The sequence below is a fragment of the Paenibacillus sp. VCA1 genome, assembly GCF_031583795.1.
Lineage (GTDB): Bacteria > Bacillota > Bacilli > Paenibacillales > Paenibacillaceae > Paenibacillus_AQ > Paenibacillus_AQ albilobatus.
The window spans coordinates 95,991-117,810 of record NZ_JAVLSX010000013.1 but is presented as its reverse complement, the minus strand read 5'-3'; the positions used below and the strand labels follow the sequence as shown (position 1 = coordinate 117,810).

15 protein-coding genes are annotated in these 21,820 nt (G+C 51.5%); 4 read left to right on the top strand and 11 right to left on the bottom strand.

Annotated elements, in window-relative coordinates:
- Positions 1 to 30 precede the first annotated feature (30 nt).
- The 6 genes from RJP21_RS25240 to RJP21_RS25215 all read right to left on the bottom strand — a co-directional run bounded on the left by RJP21_RS25240 (position 31) and on the right by RJP21_RS25215 (position 9,652).
- A complete protein-coding gene (locus RJP21_RS25240; protein WP_310861796.1) occupies positions 31 to 1,644 on the bottom strand; it encodes an ABC transporter substrate-binding protein in 1,614 nt (537 codons plus the stop codon).
- 380 nt (positions 1,645 to 2,024) lie between these two features.
- The gene (locus RJP21_RS25235; RefSeq protein WP_310861750.1) at positions 2,025 to 2,927 is read right to left on the bottom strand and encodes a helix-turn-helix transcriptional regulator; all 903 of its coding nucleotides are present in this window, start codon (positions 2,925 to 2,927) and stop codon (positions 2,025 to 2,027) included.
- Positions 2,875 to 4,338: a cache domain-containing protein gene (locus RJP21_RS25230; RefSeq protein WP_310861749.1), complete on the bottom strand. Its 1,464-nt coding sequence runs from the start codon at positions 4,336 to 4,338 to the stop codon at positions 2,875 to 2,877. The genes RJP21_RS25235 and RJP21_RS25230 overlap by 53 nt, the downstream gene beginning before the upstream one ends.
- 372 nt (positions 4,339 to 4,710) lie before the next feature.
- Positions 4,711 to 5,238 carry a YcxB family protein gene (locus RJP21_RS25225; RefSeq protein WP_310861748.1) on the bottom strand — a complete coding sequence of 176 codons (528 nt, stop codon included), beginning with the start codon at positions 5,236 to 5,238 and terminating at the stop codon, positions 4,711 to 4,713.
- Between the two features lie 167 nt (positions 5,239 to 5,405).
- Positions 5,406 to 8,708 carry a DUF5704 domain-containing protein gene (locus tag RJP21_RS25220; protein WP_483874804.1) on the bottom strand — a complete coding sequence of 1,101 codons (3,303 nt, stop codon included), beginning with the start codon at positions 8,706 to 8,708 and terminating at the stop codon, positions 5,406 to 5,408.
- 11 nt (positions 8,709 to 8,719) lie between these two features.
- Positions 8,720 to 9,652 (bottom strand): stalk domain-containing protein, encoded by a 933-nt coding sequence (locus tag RJP21_RS25215; protein ID WP_310861795.1) that lies wholly within the window; start codon positions 9,650 to 9,652, stop codon positions 8,720 to 8,722.
- A 403-nt stretch (positions 9,653 to 10,055) separates the two neighbouring features.
- On the opposite strand from RJP21_RS25215, the gene yhbH reads away from it, so the two are divergent.
- On the top strand, positions 10,056 to 11,213 hold the full coding sequence (gene yhbH, locus RJP21_RS25210) for a sporulation protein YhbH (RefSeq protein WP_160043183.1): 1,158 nt from the start codon (positions 10,056 to 10,058) through the stop codon (positions 11,211 to 11,213).
- Between the two features lie 140 nt (positions 11,214 to 11,353).
- Here yhbH and RJP21_RS25205 read toward each other — a convergent pair whose 3' ends face one another.
- Positions 11,354 to 11,782, bottom strand: a complete 429-nt coding sequence (locus RJP21_RS25205) for a DnaJ family domain-containing protein (protein WP_310861746.1) — start codon at positions 11,780 to 11,782, stop codon at positions 11,354 to 11,356.
- Positions 11,783 to 12,116: 334 nt separating this feature from the next.
- Between RJP21_RS25205 and RJP21_RS25200 the strand changes: the two genes are divergently transcribed.
- Positions 12,117 to 12,983, top strand: a complete 867-nt coding sequence (locus RJP21_RS25200) for a CPBP family intramembrane glutamic endopeptidase (RefSeq protein WP_310861745.1) — start codon at positions 12,117 to 12,119, stop codon at positions 12,981 to 12,983.
- 189 nt (positions 12,984 to 13,172) lie between these two features.
- On the opposite strand, the gene RJP21_RS25195 is transcribed toward RJP21_RS25200, so the two are convergent.
- Positions 13,173 to 13,742 carry a Uma2 family endonuclease gene (locus RJP21_RS25195; protein ID WP_310861744.1) on the bottom strand — a complete coding sequence of 190 codons (570 nt, stop codon included), beginning with the start codon at positions 13,740 to 13,742 and terminating at the stop codon, positions 13,173 to 13,175.
- A gap of 319 nt (positions 13,743 to 14,061) precedes the next feature.
- On the opposite strand from RJP21_RS25195, the gene RJP21_RS25190 reads away from it, so the two are divergent.
- Together RJP21_RS25190 and RJP21_RS25185 are read left to right on the top strand one after the other, a co-directional pair.
- Entirely contained in the window at positions 14,062 to 15,495 is a 1,434-nt protein-coding gene (locus tag RJP21_RS25190) for a SpoVR family protein (RefSeq protein WP_160043179.1), read from the top strand.
- Positions 15,496 to 15,760: 265 nt separating this feature from the next.
- On the top strand, positions 15,761 to 18,622 hold the full coding sequence (locus RJP21_RS25185) for an S-layer homology domain-containing protein (protein ID WP_310861743.1): 2,862 nt from the start codon (positions 15,761 to 15,763) through the stop codon (positions 18,620 to 18,622).
- A gap of 73 nt (positions 18,623 to 18,695) precedes the next feature.
- On the opposite strand, the gene RJP21_RS25180 is transcribed toward RJP21_RS25185, so the two are convergent.
- The 3 genes from RJP21_RS25180 to RJP21_RS25170 all read right to left on the bottom strand — a co-directional run bounded on the left by RJP21_RS25180 (position 18,696) and on the right by RJP21_RS25170 (position 21,727).
- Positions 18,696 to 19,370, bottom strand: coding sequence for a response regulator transcription factor (locus tag RJP21_RS25180; protein WP_310861742.1), 675 nt, complete (start codon positions 19,368 to 19,370; stop codon positions 18,696 to 18,698).
- 122 nt (positions 19,371 to 19,492) lie between these two features.
- On the bottom strand, positions 19,493 to 20,503 hold the full coding sequence (locus RJP21_RS25175) for a LacI family DNA-binding transcriptional regulator (RefSeq protein WP_310861741.1): 1,011 nt from the start codon (positions 20,501 to 20,503) through the stop codon (positions 19,493 to 19,495).
- Positions 20,504 to 20,719: 216 nt separating this feature from the next.
- Positions 20,720 to 21,727, bottom strand: a complete 1,008-nt coding sequence (locus tag RJP21_RS25170; RefSeq protein WP_310861740.1) for a protoglobin domain-containing protein — start codon at positions 21,725 to 21,727, stop codon at positions 20,720 to 20,722.
- Between the last annotated feature and the right edge of the window lie 93 nt (positions 21,728 to 21,820).

Here is a 21,820-nt window from a genome sequence, read left to right as displayed (position 1 = left end):
GATGCACGAAGGTTCTCCCCGCTCAGACGTTTATTGGTTTTTCTTGTATTCGTCATAATACTTTTGCATAATTTCAACGTTTTGCTTCAGTCCGGCTTTTTCGCTCTCCTTCACGTAGGTGTCCCACTCGGCTTCGACGCCGCCTTTCGTGACCCATTTCGCAAAGCTGGTGTTGGCGAGATTCATGACGTTCGTATTGTTTAACGCCATCGTGTTGTTGTCCGCCGTCGAATATTTCATGAACGTACTTGGCAGCACGTCGTTGTCCACGTCGATATGGATCGCTTCGATCGGCTTGGACTGCTCGATGACCTCCTGCATATCCTTGCCGAGCGTCAGCTTCAGCGAATCCGGAATATAGAAGGCGCCGTTGTCGGCCATGCTGGACGTCCACTTCCACGTGCCCGGGTCCATGTTCGGATCGGCCGGCGGCAATACGGCGTAGGAGCCGTCCCCGTTATCCTTGATGTTCGGACCAAGCGAACCGAACAACACCTGCATGCCGACCTCCGGCGCATACAATTCGTTGATGAACCGCATGGCCGCTTCCTTGTTTTTCGATTTGGCCGACATGACGATATGATTGACGCCGTAGTTCAACGAATTGTAATCATAACTCCACGAAATCTCGCTGCCCGGCGCCGCTTTCGGCGGCGTTATCGACGTATACTGCGGCGCAAGCTTTTCGCCGAACCGGTCCGATGCCACCCAACCCAGCGTAAAGCCAACCTTCGCGGTATCTCCGTCTCCGCGGGCGACCGATTGATATTTCGTGTAATCATGCGTGAACACTTCCGGATTGATGAGGCCGGCTTTATAAAGCTTGTTCAGAAACATGACAAGCTCTTTGTAACGATCGTCGGTCAGGAAGTTTTTGACCTTGCCGTCTTCGACGAAGTAACCTTGCGGGCTGCCGTCGGTCAGCGTCATGCCGGTGCCGCCGAGCAAATATGCCGCGTTGAAATATCCGCCGATGCCTCCCGGCCAATCCATCGGAATTTCGTCGTTCGGGTCGCCATTGCCGTTGGCGTCCTTCTCCTTGAACGCGACAAGCACGTCGTACAGCTCATCCCAAGTGGTCGGAACCTTCAGACCGAGATTGTCGAGCCATTTTTGATTAATGTAGAGGCGAGACGCGGAGCTTGGCCAAAACCGCTGATACTTCGGCAGACCGTAAATTTTGCCGTCCGGCTGCGTCGCGATGCGCTTCGTATCCGGCTTTTCCTCGAACATTTTTTGCACGTTGGGCGCCTGATCCAGCATGCCGGACAAGTCCTGGAACAATCCCTGGAACTGGGCGAAATCGGCGTCCGTGATGACGTTTGGTCCGATAAACAAATCGGGCACGTCCCCGCTCGCGAGCATCGTTCCTTTCTTTTGCCCCCAATCCGCCGTTATTTCCTGCCATTCGATATCGACGCCGGCTTTTTCCTCCACCTTCTGCAGCCATTCCATCTCCGCCAGCGGTTTCGTTAAAGCATGTTTCGTCATGATGGCCGTCAGCTTCACCTTCTTGCCGCTTCCGGCGGGATCGGTTGATGCGCCTCCCTCGCTGCCCCCGTCTCCTCCCGAACTTCCGCAAGCCGTCGTCACGGCAGCCGCAATCATGATAACCGAGGTGAAAACGATTACTTTTTTCCGCATTCCAAATCGCATGGTTGTACCCCCTCAACTCGTATTTTCCGTCATCCGGACGGGATGTCTGCGGTGCTTTCGTCCGCTGCTCCAAACTTTAACGGCAAAGGCGACGGGCCGTAAACGACCAGTTTTCAAGCTATATGCATTTTTTGAAAGCGCTTGATTTTCGCTGCCGGAAACGGGCGACGGCTCGGCATTTTCCCTCATTTCAATTATTGAATATGTTCAAAAAAACGCCATGGAAATAAAGGACGCGGGATTACCCGCCGTATAAAGAAGGACTTGGGGCGGTGAGGTCTACCAAAGCAAAAAGGCCGAATTCAGAGGCAGGTTTGAGCCCTGAATCGACCCTTTAATTCGTCGGCCGCTGCGCTTGATGCGCTTGGTTACACCGCTTTATGCGTCTCCCGGTATTGTCCTGGCGTCGTGCCGACGATTTTTTTGAAAGAGCGGATAAAACTGGACGTATTGGTGAATCCCGCCTGGCGGGATATTTCGTCCAGCGTCTGACTCGTCTCGCGAAGCAGCTGCGCGGATTTTTGGATCCGCTGCAAATCGATGTATTCCTTGAAGTTCTGGCCGAAGGTTTTCTTGAAATAATGGCTGAAGTTCGACGGCGACATCCGAAAATAATCCGCGATCCGCTGCAGCGAAAAATCCGGCTCCATCCCTCTCCGTTCAATGAAACCGACGATTTCGTCCCGGGAGACGTTTCGGGAAGGCGGCAGCGTGCTTTGGATGATATCGCACAGCTTGCTGGAGCTGTCCCTGACGATGCCGGCCATCTGCTCGATCGTGTAACGGTGCCGGAATGCCGCATCCGTCAGCCGGAGCAGGCTGGCGTCGTCATGGCTGAACCGGTGCAAACCGTTCAGGATGACGCTGACCGCGTTCAAATAGACGCTTCGAACGATATGCGGCGGCGTCCCTTCGGTGCTCATATTGGCGATGATCCGTTCCACCACGGATTTGACGGAAGCGGCTTCGTTTTTTAAGATCGACAGCTCCAGCGATTGCAGCAGTTCGGCGTAAAATGACGCCATCGCCGCCTTCGGAGCCTCCATGTCGCCGAAAAACAACACCCGGCACTCGCGGCGGAGGCGCAAATGCTCGGATGCGCGAACCGCCTGCAAATACGATAAATGAACGGCTTCCGGCGATTGGGGTTCGCCCGATAGACCCGCACCGATAAACACGCGTCCCCCGGTTTCCGCCTCCAGCTCCCGCTTGACGCCTTCAAGATAATCCTTGATAGCGAACCCGGGCGCAAAAGAGCCGATCCAGATCATTTCTTGATTGTAAATGCTTTTGAAAAAATGACATTGAAGCCCTTCCGTCGGCCGCTCTTCGATACTTCGGAGCACGTCGACAGCATGGGAGAACGTCTGCCCGCCGGCCTCCGTTCCTTCCGCCACCGCATTTTGCTTCTATGGACAAAACCGCGACGGCCAAGGACGGGTAGGGGAACGCGATGCCGTACGATTCCGCTTCGAGGCGGAATGTTTCCCAAGCAAGGGCCTTGCCGCTGACCAGCTCAAACAGCAAATTTTCCCGCATAATCGGAATCGTCTGCTTTACCTTGGCATCCAGCGTATGGTTGACGTTGGCGAGCTCGCCGAGCGCGTACCGGATGGTTTCGATTTCGTTCAGCGGCTTCGCTTCGGCCGGTTCGAAGATGTTGACGGCCAAATCGACAAGCCGTTTGATCGGGTGATAGTTTTTGCGGATGGAAACGTAAATGACCAGCAGTTCAAGCAGCAGCATCAGCCCGATCAGAAGCACCGTGTTGCGCTGAATCGTTTGAATGCCCTGCAGCGTATCCGTCACCGGCAGCATGCTGACATATTGCCATCCGTTGGTGCCCGACATCGTGTGCGACACGATATACGATTTGCCGTTTAACCGGTGGATGCCCGCTCCTTCCGTTCCTTCCGCTCCTTCCGTTCCTTCCTTCAAGCCCGATACGATGCGGCGGAACTCGTCCGATGCGCCGTAATCGGTTTCCTGTGATGCAAGCAGCTGACGGCCCTGCCCGTCGAAGATAAAAAATTGGCCCGTATACTTTTCGGAAAGGGAATTCATCATGCGTATAATCGTGTCTTCGCGCACCATGATCAGCAGCGCGCCCGGCGGATCGTATCCTCCGATCGGCAACGGCAGGGCGAAGGTTAACATGCGGACGCGGTTGCTTCCCGGGATGATGACGTTTTCGACCGGTCGGACGATGGGAGCCTTCAAGCGGCTCAATGTTTCGAACATTTCCCGGTGCGGCCAATTTTCGTAGAAGTAGCCGATGCCCGGCTTGCTGAAGTCTTCTACCTTGTAAGCGCTTCCCGTTTTTGCGAACAAATATCCCGTGCTTTCGATGTAAAGCAGCGTATTATCGATAAACCCGTCCGTGGCGTTGTATTTGCGCATTTCGTTTGCGATCACGACCCGCCCGTAGTCGCTGTTGTCGTACATTTTGATTTCGCGGTTCTGCACCAGCTCGGATGGCAGATGATAAACATATCTCATGAAGGTATCCATCGACGTCGTGAATTGTTCCGTAATATGCGTGTTCCAATCCATATCCTGCTGCTTCACGACGGCGGTCGAATGCGGATAATAATAAACGAGGATGATTAAGACAGGGAATAAGAGAACTAGAACATAGGAGGCCAGAAACTGGAACAGCAGATGATTCCGTTTTTTTCCCAATGGACAACCACCTTTCTCTTAACAAGGCATGTGATGCGGTGAGGCCGGAACGGTTCCTTTAATTTTTTATGGATATTATACCAGCGTTCCGGCAAAAATGGTACGTACAAGTTGCATCGTTTATGTTGGTTTTGTTGTCGGTTGCCATTCTAAAACGGGTTGAAATCTTGATTTTTCTTATATTTACGCGATTTTCACACCACCCTATTGTATGTACGACTTTGATCAAGTATTCGTTCGTATGTTCCGGTGTCTTTTTACGGATTATGCTCTCGAATCTTTGGTCCGGGGCTGCATTCTTGTGAAAAACCTTTACGGAGTGCTGTCAGAAATGCATGCGACCGCTCGTTAAACCGCTTTAACTTTTACCGCTTAGCGTTCCCTGCGCCAATGAAAGCGGCTGGCTTTGACGTTGGACTCCACGATGCCCCTGAATCGGGTCCGGTCCCGCTCCGTCGCAAAATCATCCTTCGGCACGATCAACGTACGGCTCGTCGACAGCAGAATCAAATATAAATTCCGGGATTCGCGCACCTCATAAATTTCGCTCCAACGGACTTTGCCGGATTCCGAATCGGAAGCATATTGAAACCCCATTTCCGAAAACACGAACGTATGGCGCTGCCTTAACAACTGATCGCTGAAAAATGCTTTCACGGATTTCCGGCGGATGCTCCACCCGTACACGAACCATAAAATGACGCTGAGCAAAAGATCCGACAGAACCGCGATCATAAACTCCATGCCGGTCCGGCTCCCGTCGATCAATAAGACGATGCCGATGACGATCAGGAAAAATATGACGGCGAGCATCAGCCTTGACGATCTTGTAAAAAAGAGATTCAACTCCTCGACATCCTTCAAATCAAGCATGGCTTCAACAACGATTTCATGGTTCAAACGGTCCGCCTCCTTTGGATCCATACATTCTCCCTATGGGTTAAACGACAAAAACAATGGCGAGGTTAGACACGGTCACAAAAAATGATGTTGAGATCACAAAAGCCGGGGCAAACCCGCAGCCCGCTTCAAGGGACTGCGAATCTGCCCGCGGTTTCCCGGCGAGCTTAGTGCGGAACCTGGGAACTGAAATCGTCCCGGCTCGATTTGTCCGCATGGTAAAAAAGAATATCGCCGTCTTTTAACGTAAAGCGATGGCCGTAAGCATCTTGAATGCTGCGGTTAAAGCCTTCAAGCTGCCACTGGTTCATCAGCGGGGCATGAATATACTGCAAATAAGGGTGGTTTAGATCCCCTTGCCGAATCGACTCGATGTTGAAGTTCACGATGATATAACCGTTTTTGAGAAAAATGGGAGACTTGCTGTCCAGCCCGCCGTGCGTGCGTCCATATTCGGCCACGTTTGTTCCGGCTTCGACCACAAAGGGCTCGGCCGGCAGCGAGTATTCCCCGTACCATTTTTGCACGGAAACGTTGGCGCGTTCCGGATCGACGGAAGCCGGGATGTTCTCTTTCAGCCTTAAAAACGTCCGGAGCTGTTCCGGTAAAATCATCAGGCTGTAGCTGCCCACAGGCGTTTTTTGTTTCGTAAAGGATTGCATGTAGTTTTGGATGTACTCGTTTTTGCCCATATTTCCGGCTTGTCCGTAATGCCCGTATTTGTAAGCGGCGGTGTCGCTCAGCTCCAAGGTCGGCACGTTCCGCAGACGGTCGTTCAAAATGACGTACCGTTTGACCTGATCCTGCGCGGAGCCGATTTTAACGAAGTTGTTTTTGCCGGCGTTGTAATACAGGTCCACCGGGATGCGTGTATCGCCCTTGGCGTTTACGGCTTTGCCGTCTTTTCCGACAAAATAAAAGGCGGGCGTAATCCGGATGCCGTCGAGCGGTCCGAACATGTTGCCTTTTGTTTTGAAATCGAACTTGAAATGGTACCCCGTTTTGACGGATACGTTTTTGTACCCTTGCAGCGGATGGCTTCCCGGGCGGATGGGCAGTGTATAGATCGCCTTGTTTCCGCGCGGATCGCCGTCGATTTCGTTTTGGCCGACCCAGTAGGACACCCCGGTAGGATTGGCGCTGCCGGCTTGGGTACGGAAAACTTTTTCCCAGTTATAATCGGCGATATCGGTAAGATGAAAATCGTATAACCTGCCGATCACGTCCACCGGTACGATATCCGTTGCGGCATGGTGAGCCAAGTTGAGATTGGCCTGCGGTTCGGCCGTAAAATCGGTAGGGGCGTTTTCCGCGATGGTGCGGAACTGGATGTCGTAAAAACCTTCGTCCACCCATACCGGCAAAAAGAACGTCGCCGCCGTTTGCATCACCGGAATCGAAACCCACGTATTTTTCGGGATAAACCGGGATTTGTCGGCCGTGTATACGTCAAAAGGAAACTTGACCTGCTTGTCCCGGACGTATTTGGCGTAGTCCCGGTCGCCATAACCCGGAATGTTCAGATGCTGCCCGGTCGTTGGCATATAAATCGTGAAAGGCCGGTCCAAAATGGTCGCGTTGCGGCCGCCGGCCGGATTCGTTTTTTGGTTATGCGCTTTGTCGTCCGTCGTGGAGGCGTAAATGACGACTGGCGTGTGCACCGTCACCGGGTTGATGCCCGGGATCGGGAAGGAGCGGTTCGAGCCCCCGTTGATGCTGCCGTCCATCAGGTTGTAAAAGATTTCGCCGGTGCTGGGCTGGCTGCTTTTGTTCGTTTTCGTTTTGCTGATCACATGTCCCGGACTGTACAAAACGTTGTCGCTGATCATGGTTGGCTCCGGAATCCGGCTAGGCGTCGGGCCGTTTTCTTGGGTGCGCGTGCTGTTCATGATCGCCTGACCTTTAAAAACCAAGGAATCGTTCCGTACCTCCACCTTTTTCACGGCTTGCTCCGCCATTCCCTGAAAAGCGCCCTGCTCGTTCGGTACGCTTGGTTTCGTTTTGCCCCCTGACTTCGTTTCGGAGGGAGCGGTCAGCGTCCCGGGCGGATCCGGCGGGAAGTAGTTGCCGTCCTGGGTGGCAGCGTATACCGGTGGATGATAGCCGGTCGGCTGAATCGTCACCGTATCCCAGGCATAGTTGGTCAGCGTCGCCCGGTCGATGTCATAGACTTCGAGATTGTCGATTTTCCAAAAGGAATAAGGACGCTGAATCGTGTAGGTGTACTCCCTTTCTTCGGTTTCGCGCTGCGGGTCGGGCTCTTCATGGGTGCCTTTGCCGTCGGGGTTCGGCACTTTTTTACCCGGGTCCCATTCCAGGATGTACGTCTTTTTCACCTTCACCTCGAAGGTGCAGACGCCTTTCATCTGGGTGAAGGCATTTTGGTATAAGTATTCTTTAGCTTTCACGTTCCCGTACAAACTTTCAGAGGTTGGAATCCCCTGCAAAACGTCGAATTTTTCGCTCCCCCTGCTGTCGGCCTTAATGACCGCGGATACGCTCGGGTCCATCGTTTGGCCGTTTATGGTTTGGGCCGGGGCAGGATCGGTGCAATTCGGTCCCGACGGCGGAGGTTCGCAGGATTGCCCGGGAGGACAGCCGTTGTCGGTGCCATCCTTCTTTTTGTAATACATATACAACGTGTATTTTTCGAAGGAACCGTCGTATTGAAAAGAATACGGATTCCCCGGCGTGATGCTGCCGCTTGGCGCAGCGTCGGTCGTTGATTTTTTAAATCCCACGTATTCATAATCCGGATGCGTAGGCGGCGTAAAGGAATAATCTTTGCCCACCGTCATTTCTTCGTTAATCCTTGGAGTAAAAATGTTAAGCGGGTTCCCGTCGGTGGTGAAATATTTGACGTTGAGTTGGGTGGCGAGTTCGATTTTGAAGAGGATCGGTTGGTAGATTCGAACTCCTTTTACGTTAGGATCAAAGTTCCCACCAGCCTGATTAGTAATATCCTCAGGGATTGGAGCATCGAGTAACATGTTGACTGTAACGGGAATAGTAGCTGTATCCGTCCCTACTCCGGTTGGCGTAATAGGTTTAATTTTATTATTAGTTCCGCCTAAACTAATTGAACGCTCATATTTGTACCAATCGTCGTCCCGAGATTCAGTGAAATAGACTTCATTGGCTGGAGTACGAATGTAGATCTGAGGGTTCTCTATTTTTTTTATTTTCCGGCCCGGAAACTGAAACCGATAAGTAAACGTAGCATCTCCAGATTTACCCATGTTAGGTCCAATATTATTTGGGACCCAAATACCAGCAGAGTTACGCCACATTTCATAATAAAACATCCCAACAAAGTAACGAAAATTACTTTCTTTATGATATTTAAGAGGAGTAATTTCATTTGAAGCATCTATTTTTGATGGGGTAACAAAATATAAAGTGCTTAAGACAATTAATAAACTAAAAAAAACTTTTAAGCCTACAATACGAATTAAGTACAGCCTCTTCATTCGCATTCTTCTCACTTCCAGGAATTTTCCATTAGAGGGATGTAGTCCTTGGATGCGAGATCAAAACCTATATACAGTACATCATTAATTTTTAAGCTCTTATAATTCTTGATCCCATCCAGTTCGTCAAGCCAAGAGATCAAAGGAAAAAAGAAGGTCTTGGTTCCGTCTTGATTGTTAATCGTTTTATTAAAGACTGGGTTCCTAGATCGAGGCTTGTTATCCTTTGTCAAAAAGAAAATATTCCCTGGAGTCTCTGTCTTGGTTTTTGTTCTAGCTTTGATATATGCAGCTCCGCCTTGTTCTACCACGTAATCAATGCTATAAAAATCATCCAGAAACGCCGCAGGCAAGTTTGAACGTTTAAAGATTAATACCTTATCGTAGGGTTTGCCGTCTCGGCCGTTCTCGTAATAAAATTTCTTCCCACTAAAATACTTCTTATACGGCCCAATATCCACCGGCTTCAACCCCAGCTCCTCCAACGTCAGAGCCTCCTTCTTCCCAATCCACACCCATCGCCCGATTTTATCCCACTCCACCGGCTGGCCTAATCCTTCACTTACCAACCGCAGCGGAACGAACGTCCGGTTTTGCTTCAATTCGATTTTCGTGCCATAGGTTTTGTCCTGCCCGTCCACTTTGGCGACCTTTTGCCCGACCGTCATTTGGACGGTATGTTGTTCGTTTTGGACCGAAACGGTCATCTGGCCGTTTGCCTTTTCCCAATCCACCTCGGCCCCCAGCGCTTCGGAAACGAAGCGGATCGGAACCATGACGCTCCCCTGCGCATCCTGATAAGGTTTCGCGTCCGGAAACTGAATTTTTTGGGCGTTTAACAACACTTCAATATTGCCCGTCGATGAATCTGCGGCAGTCGCGGAACCGTTCGCAAACAAACCGCCGGATAACAACAAAACTCCTGCCATAAATAATGGCGCCATCTTTTTCACTCTAATACACTCCCTATCAATCACATTTTTGCTTGTCCAACAACCGTCTCCGTTTCGTCATCCTTGGATCGATCTTTTCTTATCCTACGGGACTGCTTGCCCACGTGAATGATCTGGAGCACACCCCCTCAAAATCTATGTATTTGGTCATGCTAAACGTGCAACTGTCCGTCCTAAATCATAGGACAACTGCATTATACTACAAGTTATTTGAAAAATTTGTCATAAAAGATCGAAAACATCAGCAAATATCCTGAATATGGATTATTTTGCAATGGTTTGAACTTGCGAATTTGCTTCTGTCCCATCACATATCGTCCCTGCGCGTGAATATACTTGATTAATAACGGCTTATTCGTTGAACCGAGTATGCGCGTATGGGAGGTGCTGAACAATGCAATCTGACGATCATTCGCTGTTTGTCGTATCCAAGGAGGACTGGTCGCTGCACCGCAAAGGATACCAGGATCAAGTCCGGCATCAGGAAAAAGTGAAGGAAATGATTAAACAGAACCTGCCCGATCTCATTACGGAAGAAAGCATCATTATGTCGGACGGTAAACAGATCATCAAGGTGCCCATCCGGAGTCTGGACGAATACCGTTTTATCTATAACTTCCAAAAGCAGAAGCATGTCGGCCAAGGAGACGGAGACAGCCAGGTAGGAGATGTGCTCGGACGCGATCCGGTGCAAAAGCCCGGCCAGGGCGAAAAGGCGGGAGATCAGCCGGGATACGATATCGTGGAAGCCGAAGTCAGCATGGAGGATCTGGAAAATATGCTGTTCGAGGAATTGGAGCTTCCATTCATGAAACCGAAGGAACAGCAGGATGTGGTGACCGAATCCATCACGTTTAACGACATTCGCAAAAAAGGGATGCAGTCCAACATCGACAAAAAACGAACCATTCTGGAAAATTTGCGCCGCAATGCCACTTCCGGCACGCCGGGCATCCACCATATCAGTCCGGACGACCTGCGGTACAAAACGTGGGAGGAAGTCGTGGTGCCCCATTCCAGCGCCGTCATCATCGCCATGATGGACACTTCAGGTTCTATGGGCTCCTTCGAAAAATATTGCGCGCGCAGCTTCTTTTTCTGGATGACCCGTTTTCTGCGGCGGCAGTACGAAAAGGTGGATATCGTGTTTGTGGCGCATCATACGGAAGCAAAGGAAGTTTCCGAGGAGGATTTTTTCACGAGGGGGGAAAGCGGCGGAACCATCTGCTCGTCCGCGTACCAAAAAGCGCTTGAAATCATCGACAGGCGTTACCCGCCGTCCAAGTACAACATTTATCCGTTCCATTTTTCCGACGGCGACAACCTGACCTCCGACAACGAACGCTGCGTGCGCCTGATCGGCGAGCTGCTGAAAGTCAGCAACATGTTCGGATACGGGGAAGTCAACCAGTACAACCGGAGCAGCACCTTGATGTCGGCTTACCGCAATATTAAACTGGACCAATTCATGTATTACGTCATCAAGGAAAAAGGCGAGGTTTACCAAGCGCTGCGGACGTTTTTCCGCAAACAGGAAGCCGCGCTGAATTAAGGGATGGGCAGCCGGGCCATCATTCAAAAGACGTTGTCGGTTTGCTTGCAAGCAGCCGAAACAACGTCTTTTTTTTTTCGTCATATGAAAAGGTTATTTTTATATCTACATCCGGTTCGTTAGCGAAACATTGGTTTGCGTTAGACCCATTTGTCATAAGCCTTTTGCAGATTTGCGCTTGATACGAGCCCTTTTTGCAAAAGGGAATTCGGGACCAGCCTGTTGTATTTGCGGATCTTCTGATTGATTTCTTCCAGCTTGGCGTCTACCTCCACGGCAGTCAGGCCCAGTTCGGTGACCCGCTTCAAATCCGCGGCGATTTCCTTTCTGAGCTCGATCCAGGGCGGCTGAACATTGGCGTTTTTCAGGATGGTCGTCAGCATGTCCCCTTCCTCGATTTTGATCGGTTTTCCTTTGCCGGGCAAATCGTCGAAACCGCCGTTTTTGGCGAATTCGTCGACGGCCGACTCGATCATCCCTTCCCGCGTGGACAAATGTTCATGCCTCTCTTCGGTTGTGTGCTGCTGATTTTCCTGTGCCGCTTTCTTTTTTCGGTCGTTCCAGCCCAAGACGCGCCACCTCATTTCAAGAAATAGATAGAATGAATTAAAGTTTTCACTTGTCGTTCCTTGATTCACAGGGAATATCCGTTTCAAAGATGTGACTTACTTTAATTCAATCTATATAGATAAATCTCAAGAAATTAAAAATGAAGCATTTTCAATTTTATTGTAGCACGGGGCGAACGGCTGCCCGCCAACCAATATTTGAAATTTTTTCAAATTCTAAAGCCGGAGAACGGGATTCGAAATAATTACCGATCCAAATCAGCGTCTTTATAATTTCTTGATAATCGTTTTCTACAATGGGCCCAACGACATACATGAAAGGAAAGAATCCCTTATGAACAAATCTTTTGCTGTCTCTGGTGCTGCCTTTAGTATCCTTGTGTTACTGCTCACGCTGCTTGCCAATCTGTCGAAAAATACGACTTTGGTTGGCATCAGCCAGCTCGCGCCCATGATTACCGTTATACTGCTGCTCATTGCGCTGCCTGGGCGAAAAGAGGCCTTGAAGCTGCTCGGCATCGCCAAAATCGGCGGGCTAAAATGGTATGCGGCCGCATTGTTATCCATCGTCCCGATCGCGGTTGGTTTTCTTGCCGCATGGGCATTGGGCATCGCCAATCTGCCTTCCGCCGAGTTTCTCGCCAAAGGCACCGCCCATTTTACCGTCCCCCAATATGCTTGGTACGTCACGCTGAACTCCTGGGCACCGATCATGCTGATCATGATGTTTATCTTTTCCTTCGGGGAAGAAATCGGTTGGCGCGGGTATTTGCAACCTAGACTCACAAAAGCATTCGGCATCAAAAAATCGATCCTCATCACCGCAGCGGTGTGGACATGCTTTCATTATCCTTTTTACCTGAACGGTTATAACGAAGACGGGAACGTCTGGATCAACATGTTGCTGTTTTCGGTCATGATCTTCCCTCTGTCTGTTTTCATGGGCTGGGTTCGCTGGCGGAGCCAAAGTGTATGGCCTGCGGTGATCATTCATATGATCATCAATTTGGGACGCAGCTGGCTGGAACAACTATTTTTCGAAAAATCCACGGGGTGGTCCTACGTCGCCGGAGAAAGCGGGATTGTGACCATCGCGGTTTGGGTCATTGCTGCCTTGTTTATTTGGAAGAAGCTGCTTGTGGAGGCCAAGCCCGTTGAAACGAAAAGCTCCGCGTCCGCTTCTATGTCACGCCTTCACTAGCTTTACACGAACATACGAGCAAAAATTGTTTCTCTTTCCCTTCGTTCTCCCTGATACTTCCATGCAGCCTTGCATTATTAAATCGCACACCCGCCGCATACAATGTACTGGAGGATTTTTCAGAGAGAACCACGCTTAAATTTTTGGGCACAAAAAAGCCGACTCCGGTTGAAATCGGCTCTATCTAAATTAGGTTTCCAAGTTAAAGAGCTTGCTGAGCGATATTTGAAAATCCTTAAAGATATTCGACCATACGTCATCCTGCTCTGCATATAGGTTTCTCACCTGGTATAATCCATCCTGCAGCGCATTCACATGAACCGTTCGATTGCCTGGATCGACGATCCAATATTCTTGGACTCCGTATTTTTGATAAAGATTAAACTTCTCATTGAAATCCTTAAGCGCGGTTGAGGGCGACAACACTTCGATAACCATCGTTGGCGCGCCATGGCAGCCGTTTTTGGAAATCTGATCCTTGGAGCAGACCACCGACAGATCCGGCTGCGTCACATGATCAGGCACATCATATGAATCGCTCTCACTAAAAAAAACGTCGAACGGAGCGACAAAAACATAGCAGCTCTGATTCTGCAAGTGCGTTCGCAGCGCGTAATGAAGCTCCCCTACAACAAACTGGTGAAGGGCTGTCGGAGCCGGCGACATGTTATACGCCTTGCCGTTGATTAGTTCCCATGCCCCGTCCCATGTCAACCAATCTTGATACGTGTGCAGCTTCTTCTCATCCGGATTCGACAATTGGATCTACCTCCTTCGATCTCCTTATGAAAATCGGGATGCGTGTACCCGAATTATAACACAGATGGCTGCAAATGCTCAGCGCGGAGTTGTTACCCTTACAACGGCGAAATCTTTACCAATCTCAACGCTCTCAATCGTCCATCGCGGCATTATTAAATCGCACACCCGCCGCATACAATGTACTGGAGGATTTTTCAGGGAGAACCACCTCTGGCGCTGATCGCTGCACCCATCCCGAATACGCCCCGCCCGCCATACCAAAACCCACCCGGCGCTTACGCGCGTTCTTCCGGACACAGGAAGGAGCTACTCATTCATGAGCGATGAAATCAAGCAACTCGAATACGCCATCCGCGAAATCATGGAAATTGCCGACGGCTTTGGCCTGGATTATTATCCGATGCGTTACGAAATCTGTCCGGCGGATATCATTTATACGTTCGGGGCTTACGGCATGCCGACCCGTTTCTCGCACTGGAGCTTCGGAAAAACGTTTCATAAAATGAAAATGCAATATGACTTCGGGCTCAGCAAAATTTACGAGCTGGTCATCAACTCCAACCCGTGTTACGCGTTTCTGCTCGACGGCAACTCCCTGATCCAAAACAAGCTGATCGTCGCGCATGTCCTCGCCCACTGCGATTTTTTCAAAAACAATTTCCGTTTCTCCGCCTCCAACCGCAACATGGTGGAAAGCATGTCGGCCACGGCCGAACGGATCAGCCGCTATGAAATGGAACATGGCACGGAAGCCGTCGAAAACTTCATCGACGCCGTTCTGAGCATTCAGGAGCATGTCGATCCGCAGCTGATCAAACCGCAGCATTTCGATAAACAGCAATACATGGAGTATAAAATAAAGGAGCAAAAGGAAGCCGCCAAACAGGAGCCGAAAACAGGCGAATACGACGATCTGTGGAGCCTGGATGATCCCAAAACGAAAGAAAAAGGCGAGTCCGCCCCCCGCCGTTTCCCGCCGGAGCCCGAGAAGGACATGATGTGGTTTATTCAGGAATTTTCCGAAGTGCTCGAGGATTGGCAGCGGGACATCATGAGCATGCTGCGCGAGGAAATGCTGTATTTCTGGCCGCAGATGGAAACGAAAATCATGAACGAAGGCTGGGCTTCCTATTGGCATCAACGCATCATCCGGGAGTTGGACCTGACAAGCGAGGAAACGATCGAATTCGCTAAGCTCAACGCCTCTGTCGTGCAGCCGTCGCGAAACAGCCTGAATCCTTATTACCTTGGACTGAAAATTTTCGAGGACATCGAACGGCGCTGGGATCACCCGACCAAAGAAGAGCAGGAGCTGATGGGACGCAAACCTGGCCAAGGACGCGAAAAAATATTTGAGGTGCGCGAGTTCGATTCCGATACTTCGTTTATCCGCAACTATTTGACGAAAGAATTGACCGAGGATTTGGACTTGTACGTGTTCGAGAAAAAAGGCCCGGAATGGAAAATCACCGACAAGGCTTGGGAGCGCGTCCGGGACCAATTGGTCGTTTCCAGGGTGAACGGCGGCAACCCGTATCTGGTCGTATCCGACGGCGATTATATGCGCAACGGGGAAATGGTCATCCGGCATGAATACGAAGGAACCGAACTGGACCTGAAATACATGGAGCGGACGATGCCTTACGTCTACCAGCTATGGGGACGCACGGTGCATCTGGAAACGGTGATCGAGGACAAAAAAGTGATGTTTTCGTACGACGGCAAAAAGCTGCACCGCAAGTTTGTGTAATTTGATAGGTAATCCCCCCAAGTGAATCATGCTTATCGCTAATTCGGTGACTTTCAGCATGGACTCCTGATGCCGATAAAAAAATGGAGGCAAAGCTGCCGGGCATGAAACGCCCCGCCTTTGCGCTCCATTTTTTTGGTGTGCTTTGCTGGGTTTCAATGACCGTTCGTCCACTCGAAAGAGACGTTCGAGATCATATTTTTCTCTTTTTTTCGACTTTAATAGATTATACTAAGTGCATATACATACAAGGAGGAAATAATAGATGAGAGGAAAGCCGGGAAAGTGGCCGTTAATCATCATTCTTGCGTTATTCATTCAAACAAGCCTTGGAAACGGGGGCTCGTCCCCTATCTTTGCGGCATCATCGAATCAAGCGCCCGTCTTAAAGACGAGCAGCGGATCGGCCAGCTTCATCGCCGGCGATAATACGACCTCGACGCCCGTCATCATTGATACCGGCCTGACGTTATCCGACCCGGACAATACTACGTTAAGCAGCGCCACGGTTGCCATTACGGGCAATCCTCACCCCGGAGAAGACATCCTGGCCTTTGCAGGCAACAACGCAGCTCTTTACGGTAACATTAAAGCCAGTTATGACAGTGGCTCCGGCGTTCTAACACTGACGTCATCCGGAGCGACGGCTACGGTGGCTCAGTGGCAGAGCGCCTTACGCTCGGTAACTTATACCAATACGGCAATAACCCCTAATACTGCGACGCGCACGATCAGCTTTTCCGTAAACGACGGAACGTCCGTCAGCGACTCCGCAACGAAGACCGTCACCGTAACGGCGGTGGACCAAACGCCGGTCTTAACGACAAGCGACGGGCCAACCGTCTTCAAGGTCGAAGCCGGCGGGACTCGGACGCCCGTGATCGTCGATTCGGGCCTGACTGTATCCGACCGGGACAACAGTACACTATCAAGCGCGATCGTAGCGGTCACGGCCAATTATCAGCCCGGAGATGATATGCTGACATTCATCGACACAAACACATCCCAATACGGCAACATCATAGCCAGCTATAATCTTTCCACCGGCGTTCTGACATTGACATCGGCGGGAGCGACGGCTACGGTGGCTCAATGGCAGAACGCCTTGCGTTCCGTTACGTACAGCAATTCGAAAAATGCTCCGAATACATCGGTACGCACGATCAGTTTTTCCATCAATGACAGAATAAAAACAAGCGACGCCACAACAAAAACCATCATTGTAACGCCAGCCAATCAGGCTCCGGTTTTTGTGTCGACAAGCAGCGGGGAGACCAACTTTACGACCGGCGATAACGGGCACGGGAAATCGGTCGTCATCGATCCGGAGATAAAAATAACGGCCGCGGGCGGTACGGCGCTGGCCAGCGGCACGGTTGCCATTACCGACCATTTTCAATCCGCGGAAGACGTGCTGGCTTTCTCCAACGTTAGCACTGCCGTATATGGCGACATCTCTGGAAGTTATGACGCCACTACCGGCGTACTGGCGCTAACCTCTCCGGGAGCGGCGGCGACCGTGGAACAGTGGCAAAATGCCCTGCGTTCGGTCACGTACGCCAATACAAACTCAACTCCTAATAAAGCAACGCGCGTGATTAGCTTCACCCTTAACGACGGAAAAGCGAACAGCAATACCGCAGCGAAGAATGTAACCATAACGGTGGAGAATCAGAAGCCGATCGTGACCACAAGCGGCGGCACAACCACCTTTACGACCAGCGGGTCCGGCACGGCGACGCCGGTTGCCGTCGACCCTGAGGTGACGGTTTCCGACCCGGATAACCAAACGTTGGCCAGCGGCACCGTTGCCATTACCGACCATTTTCAATCCGCGGAAGACGTGCTGGCTTTTTCCAACGTTAGCACTGCCGTATATGGCGACATCACTGGAAGTTATGACGGCAGAACCGGCGTACTGGAGCTAACCTCTCCGGGAGCGGTGGCGACCGTGGAACAGTGGCAAAATGCCCTGCGTTCGGTTACGTACGCCAATACAAACTCAACTCCCAATACGGCGGAACGCGTCATCAGCTTCACCGTCAACGATGGAAAATCAGACAGCAATACCGCAACGAAAAACGTGGCCCTGGAAGCATTACAATTAACTAGCCTAAGCGCCAATCCCGCAACCGTAACCGTTCAAGCGGGTCAAAGCACCGGCACGGTCATCACCGCTACGTATTCGGATCAGTCCCAACTCGACGTAACTCCCTATGTGTCCTGGACGGTCCAAAAGCCTGAAGTGGCCAGCGTATCCGGAGGAACGATCACGGGGCTGAGTCCGGGCAGCACGGTCTTAACAGCCGTCTACGGAACCCAATCCGTGGACATTAGCCTGACGGTAACTTCGATCCCCGGGCATGGCGGAGACTCCGGCGGTAACAACAGCGGTAATAACGGCGGTAATGACGTAAGCGGAGGCGGGGGCGGAGGAGGCGGAAACAGCAATCCGAGTCCGGCCGTTCCGAATCCCGTAACGCCACCGGTTCAGAAGGCTTCGGCCTTTTATCCCTTCGTGGATCTCGACCGGCTTGCCGCCTTCATAAAAGCAGCTTTGGCTTCCGGGAACGCTCCGGATTTCAAAGACGCGGCGTCCCATTGGGCTGCGGGCGATATTAGGCTTGCCGCCAAGCTGGGCATCGCGAAAGGATATCAGGACGGCACCTTTAGACCGAATGCCGCAATCACGCGGGCCGAGTTCAGCACGCTTCTCGTCAAAGCGTTCGCTTTACGCCAAGGCGGCGAAACAAAGACATTCGGGGATGTTCAGTCCTCCTGGGCGCGGGAGTCTGTTGAAATTATCGCTTCCTTAGGCGTCATTGGCGGCTATCCTGACGGAACCTTCCGCCCGGATCGCCCAATGACACGCGCCGAGATGGTTGCGATGATCTCCAAATTGATCGTCCTTCAAGAAGATGTTTCCGGCAAAAGAGGTCCTTTCATCGACGTTGCGCCACAGCATTGGGCCGGCAAGCTGATCGAAGAAGCTGCAGCCGCCGGAATCATTCAAGGCAAAACCCGGGATGCTTTTGCTCCGAACGATAACGTTACGCGGGCGGAAGGCATAACGGTGATCCTGCGCATGCTGAGAACCGAACCAACCCTCAAAGACTTGCTCAAGTGAGAAACTGGGTGGGGACATAAAAAGGCAAAAAGCAACCTCGATTCGGCAATTCAACCGATCGAGGTTGCTTATTTTATCTATCCATCGCCTTATACCCGATCCCATACACCGTCTGCAGCAGATAATGGGCATCCCCGAGCTTTTTGCGCAGCCGCTGGATATGGATATCCACGGTGCGCGTGCCTCCGAAATATTCCATTCCCCATACGAGATCCAGCAAATCCTCGCGGGTGTACACGCGCCCGGCATGGGAGACCAGAAGCGCAAGCAAGTCGAATTCTTTTGGCGTCAATTCCATCGGGTTCCCGCCGATTTCCGCCGTTCGCCGCACCGTATCGACCTTCAGGCCTTCCAGGCGGTAGACATCCCCGTCGCTTCCTTTGTCCAGCCGGCGCACGATCGATTTGACGCGGGCTACCAGCTCGCGGACGTCAAACGGTTTGCTCATGAAGTCGTCAGCCCCGAGCTCGAGTCCAAGCACCTTATCCACGATATCGTTTTTGACGGTCAGCAGCAGAATGCCCAGCCCCTTCTCGTGCGCAAGCCGCCGGCAAACGTCATAACCGCTCAGTTTGGGCATCATGACGTCCAGCACGAGCAAGTCGGGGCGGAACGAAGCCGCCTTCTGCAGCGCCTCCTCCCCGTCGGCCGCGGTGGCGACCTCAAAGCCTTCCCGCTTTAATGCATATGTAATCGCGCTGCGGATGCTTTCCTCGTCGTCCGCAACCAGCACTCTTTTTTGATCCATGAAGTTTGTCCCTCCGCTTAAAACAGCAGCGTATTCGTTTCCCTTATTATATTAAATTCCGCTGCCGGATGAAAACGCGCCCAAAAAAAGGCATGCTTAACCCAGCATGCCCTTCTTATCCTTCATGTGATCACTTTGGCGATCCCCGTCGATTCGCGGATGACCAGATTCGACGGCTCCGTCACGATCGGCGGCGGATATTTGGGATCTTTGATCATGGCAATCAGCTCTTCGATCGATTTGACGCCGATGGCATGGATGTTCTGGTTGATGGTGGTCAACCCCGGCTTGAACAACTCCGTTTCAAAAATGTTATCGAAGCCTACGACGGAAATGTCGCCGGGAACGGTGAAACCCCGCGCTTCGATGGCGCGGATCGCGCCGAAGGCCGCCATATCGGAGGTGCAGATGACCGCCGTTGGAGGCTCATCCAGCTCCATCAGCCTATTCATCCCCTGAAAGCCGCTGTCATAGGAATAATCGCCGTCCACGACATAATCTTCCCGATAGGCAAGCGAGAAGGCCCCAAGCCCTTCCCGGTACCCGGTCAAACGCAATTCGTTGACGTCCTGGCCGGGCACGCCCGCCAAATAGGCGATCCGGCGATGTCCCAGCTCAAACAAATGCTGTACCGCCATCCGGATGCCGTTCCGGTTGTCCGTCGTAATGTTGCCGGCCCGCAGTCCGGTAGCATCGGTATCCACGAACATCGTCGGAATGCCCGCTTGGATCAGCTCTTGAATGCTGCGATGGTCTTTTTCCACGCCGAACACGACAATCCCGTCCAAATTGCGGCTGTGGCAATGATCGATAAAGGAATAGTCCGGATCGTTGAGCCGTGCGGACAAACGCATCAGGTCATACCCGCTATGCTCCAGCGCCGTTTTCATCCCTTCAAGCAGCATGGATACGTAAGGATTCGTAAACGGCACATGCAGGAGCACCCCGACCGTCCAGGATCTCCCGGTTACGAGTCCCCTTGCGATGACGTTGGGCCGGTAACGCAGCCGCGCGATCGCAAGTTTCACTTTTTTTCTCGTTTTTTCGCTGACATCGGGGTAATGGTTGATCACCTTGGATACGGTTGCTACCGATACCCCTGCCTCCTTCGCCACATCATGAATCGAAGCCAATTCAATCACCCCAAACGACGGATTGCCGAAACACGTTTTAAACCATGTCTTCTTCCCTCATTCTCATGATGCCGTACTCTATTATACTAGAAGGTTTGTGCGTATATACGATCTATTTTGCATGAAATTGGAAGAATAAGCAATCCCTTCATAAAAAACGCGTCTATCGGCGCACTTGTACGGAAGATAGACGCATTTAGCGTTCAGGGGAGACGGTTAGCTTCGCTTCTGGATTTCCGCCAAATCCTGCGTCAGCTTCTCGATCATACTCACAAAAGAAGCCAATTCCTGCGAGCTGCTTGCCTGCTCCCTGGCATGAACCGTCGTTTTCTCCGTTTCCTCCCGAACGCTGCTCAGCCGCTTCATAATGCCTGCCACCTTATCCTGAATCTGTTCAAGCGCTTCCCTGGAATGGGCGGCCAGCTTCCGAACCTCGCCCGCAACGACCGCGAAACCTCTGCCCATATCCCCGGCATGCGCCGCTTCGATCGCGGCATTCAGGCCCAGCAGATGGGTCTGATCGGAGATCGCTTTGATCAAGGCGCCCATGCTTTCGATTTGCTTCACGTCCTCATGCAGCTCGTCCATCAGCGCATGGGCCGTCTCCTGGGAATCGGCGGTCACCTGCGCGGTTGTGGCGATTTGCCCGGCGCTTTCGTTAAGCTCCGCAATCATCCCGGTAAGCTGCTGCACGACTTCGGTAACCGCTTGCAGCACATGGTCTTTTTCGTCCGCCAAATCTTTCAGCTTCTCTTTTTCCTTCATCTCGTAAGCTTCCAGCACCAGCTGGGAGTCGAGGTTGAACATTTTGCTTAGCGAAAAGATAACTTTCGTCCATTGATCCGGCACAGCTTGACGCAGCAGATCCGTGGCGATATCCAGATAGGTCATGTAGCTTCCGAGGTAATATTCGACAGGGAGACCGACGCGGGAATGCACGAGCCCGATTGCGACCCTTCTCTCCAAATATTCGTCGTCGATTTTGCCGTCAGCCAGCGACAACCAATATTCCCTCTGCGTTTCCTTCAATCTTTCAATCGTGGTGAATTTGCCGATGATCTCCATCAATTCCGGTTCTGTGGCTATATGCGCGTAAAAACGGGTAACCACCTCTTCAACCACCTTCTCGAAAACGGGACGGTGCTCCGCCAAAATCTCCATGTCTTGTTCGGTTAGCTTGATATAGTTCAGCTGCTGCTGCCTTTTTGGGGAAATGTTTATCATGGATCAGGCATCTCCTTCTTAGGTCCTAAATTTTTCCGATTAATATGTTAACTTTGTATATTATAGACTATATCGACACGTAATCCACTAGAT

Excerpts from the sequence above, each read along its gene's own strand:
- RJP21_RS25220 (WP_483874804.1), bottom strand. The coding sequence starts at position 8,708 with ATGAAGAGGCTGTACTTAATTCGTATTGTAGGCTTAAAAGTTTTTTTT.
- RJP21_RS25200 (WP_310861745.1), top strand. The coding sequence starts at position 12,117 with ATGAACAAATCTTTTGCTGTCTCTGGTGCTGCCTTTAGTATCCTTGTG.
- RJP21_RS25235 (WP_310861750.1), bottom strand. The coding sequence starts at position 2,927 with ATGATCTGGATCGGCTCTTTTGCGCCCGGGTTCGCTATCAAGGATTAT.
- RJP21_RS25185 (WP_310861743.1), top strand. The coding sequence starts at position 15,761 with ATGAGAGGAAAGCCGGGAAAGTGGCCGTTAATCATCATTCTTGCGTTA.
- yhbH (WP_160043183.1), top strand. The coding sequence starts at position 10,056 with ATGCAATCTGACGATCATTCGCTGTTTGTCGTATCCAAGGAGGACTGG.
- RJP21_RS25190 (WP_160043179.1), top strand. The coding sequence starts at position 14,062 with ATGAGCGATGAAATCAAGCAACTCGAATACGCCATCCGCGAAATCATG.
- RJP21_RS25170 (WP_310861740.1), bottom strand. The coding sequence starts at position 21,727 with ATGATAAACATTTCCCCAAAAAGGCAGCAGCAGCTGAACTATATCAAG.
- RJP21_RS25215 (WP_310861795.1), bottom strand. The coding sequence starts at position 9,652 with ATGGCGCCATTATTTATGGCAGGAGTTTTGTTGTTATCCGGCGGTTTG.
- RJP21_RS25240 (WP_310861796.1), bottom strand. The coding sequence starts at position 1,644 with ATGCGGAAAAAAGTAATCGTTTTCACCTCGGTTATCATGATTGCGGCT.
- RJP21_RS25180 (WP_310861742.1), bottom strand. The coding sequence starts at position 19,370 with ATGGATCAAAAAAGAGTGCTGGTTGCGGACGACGAGGAAAGCATCCGC.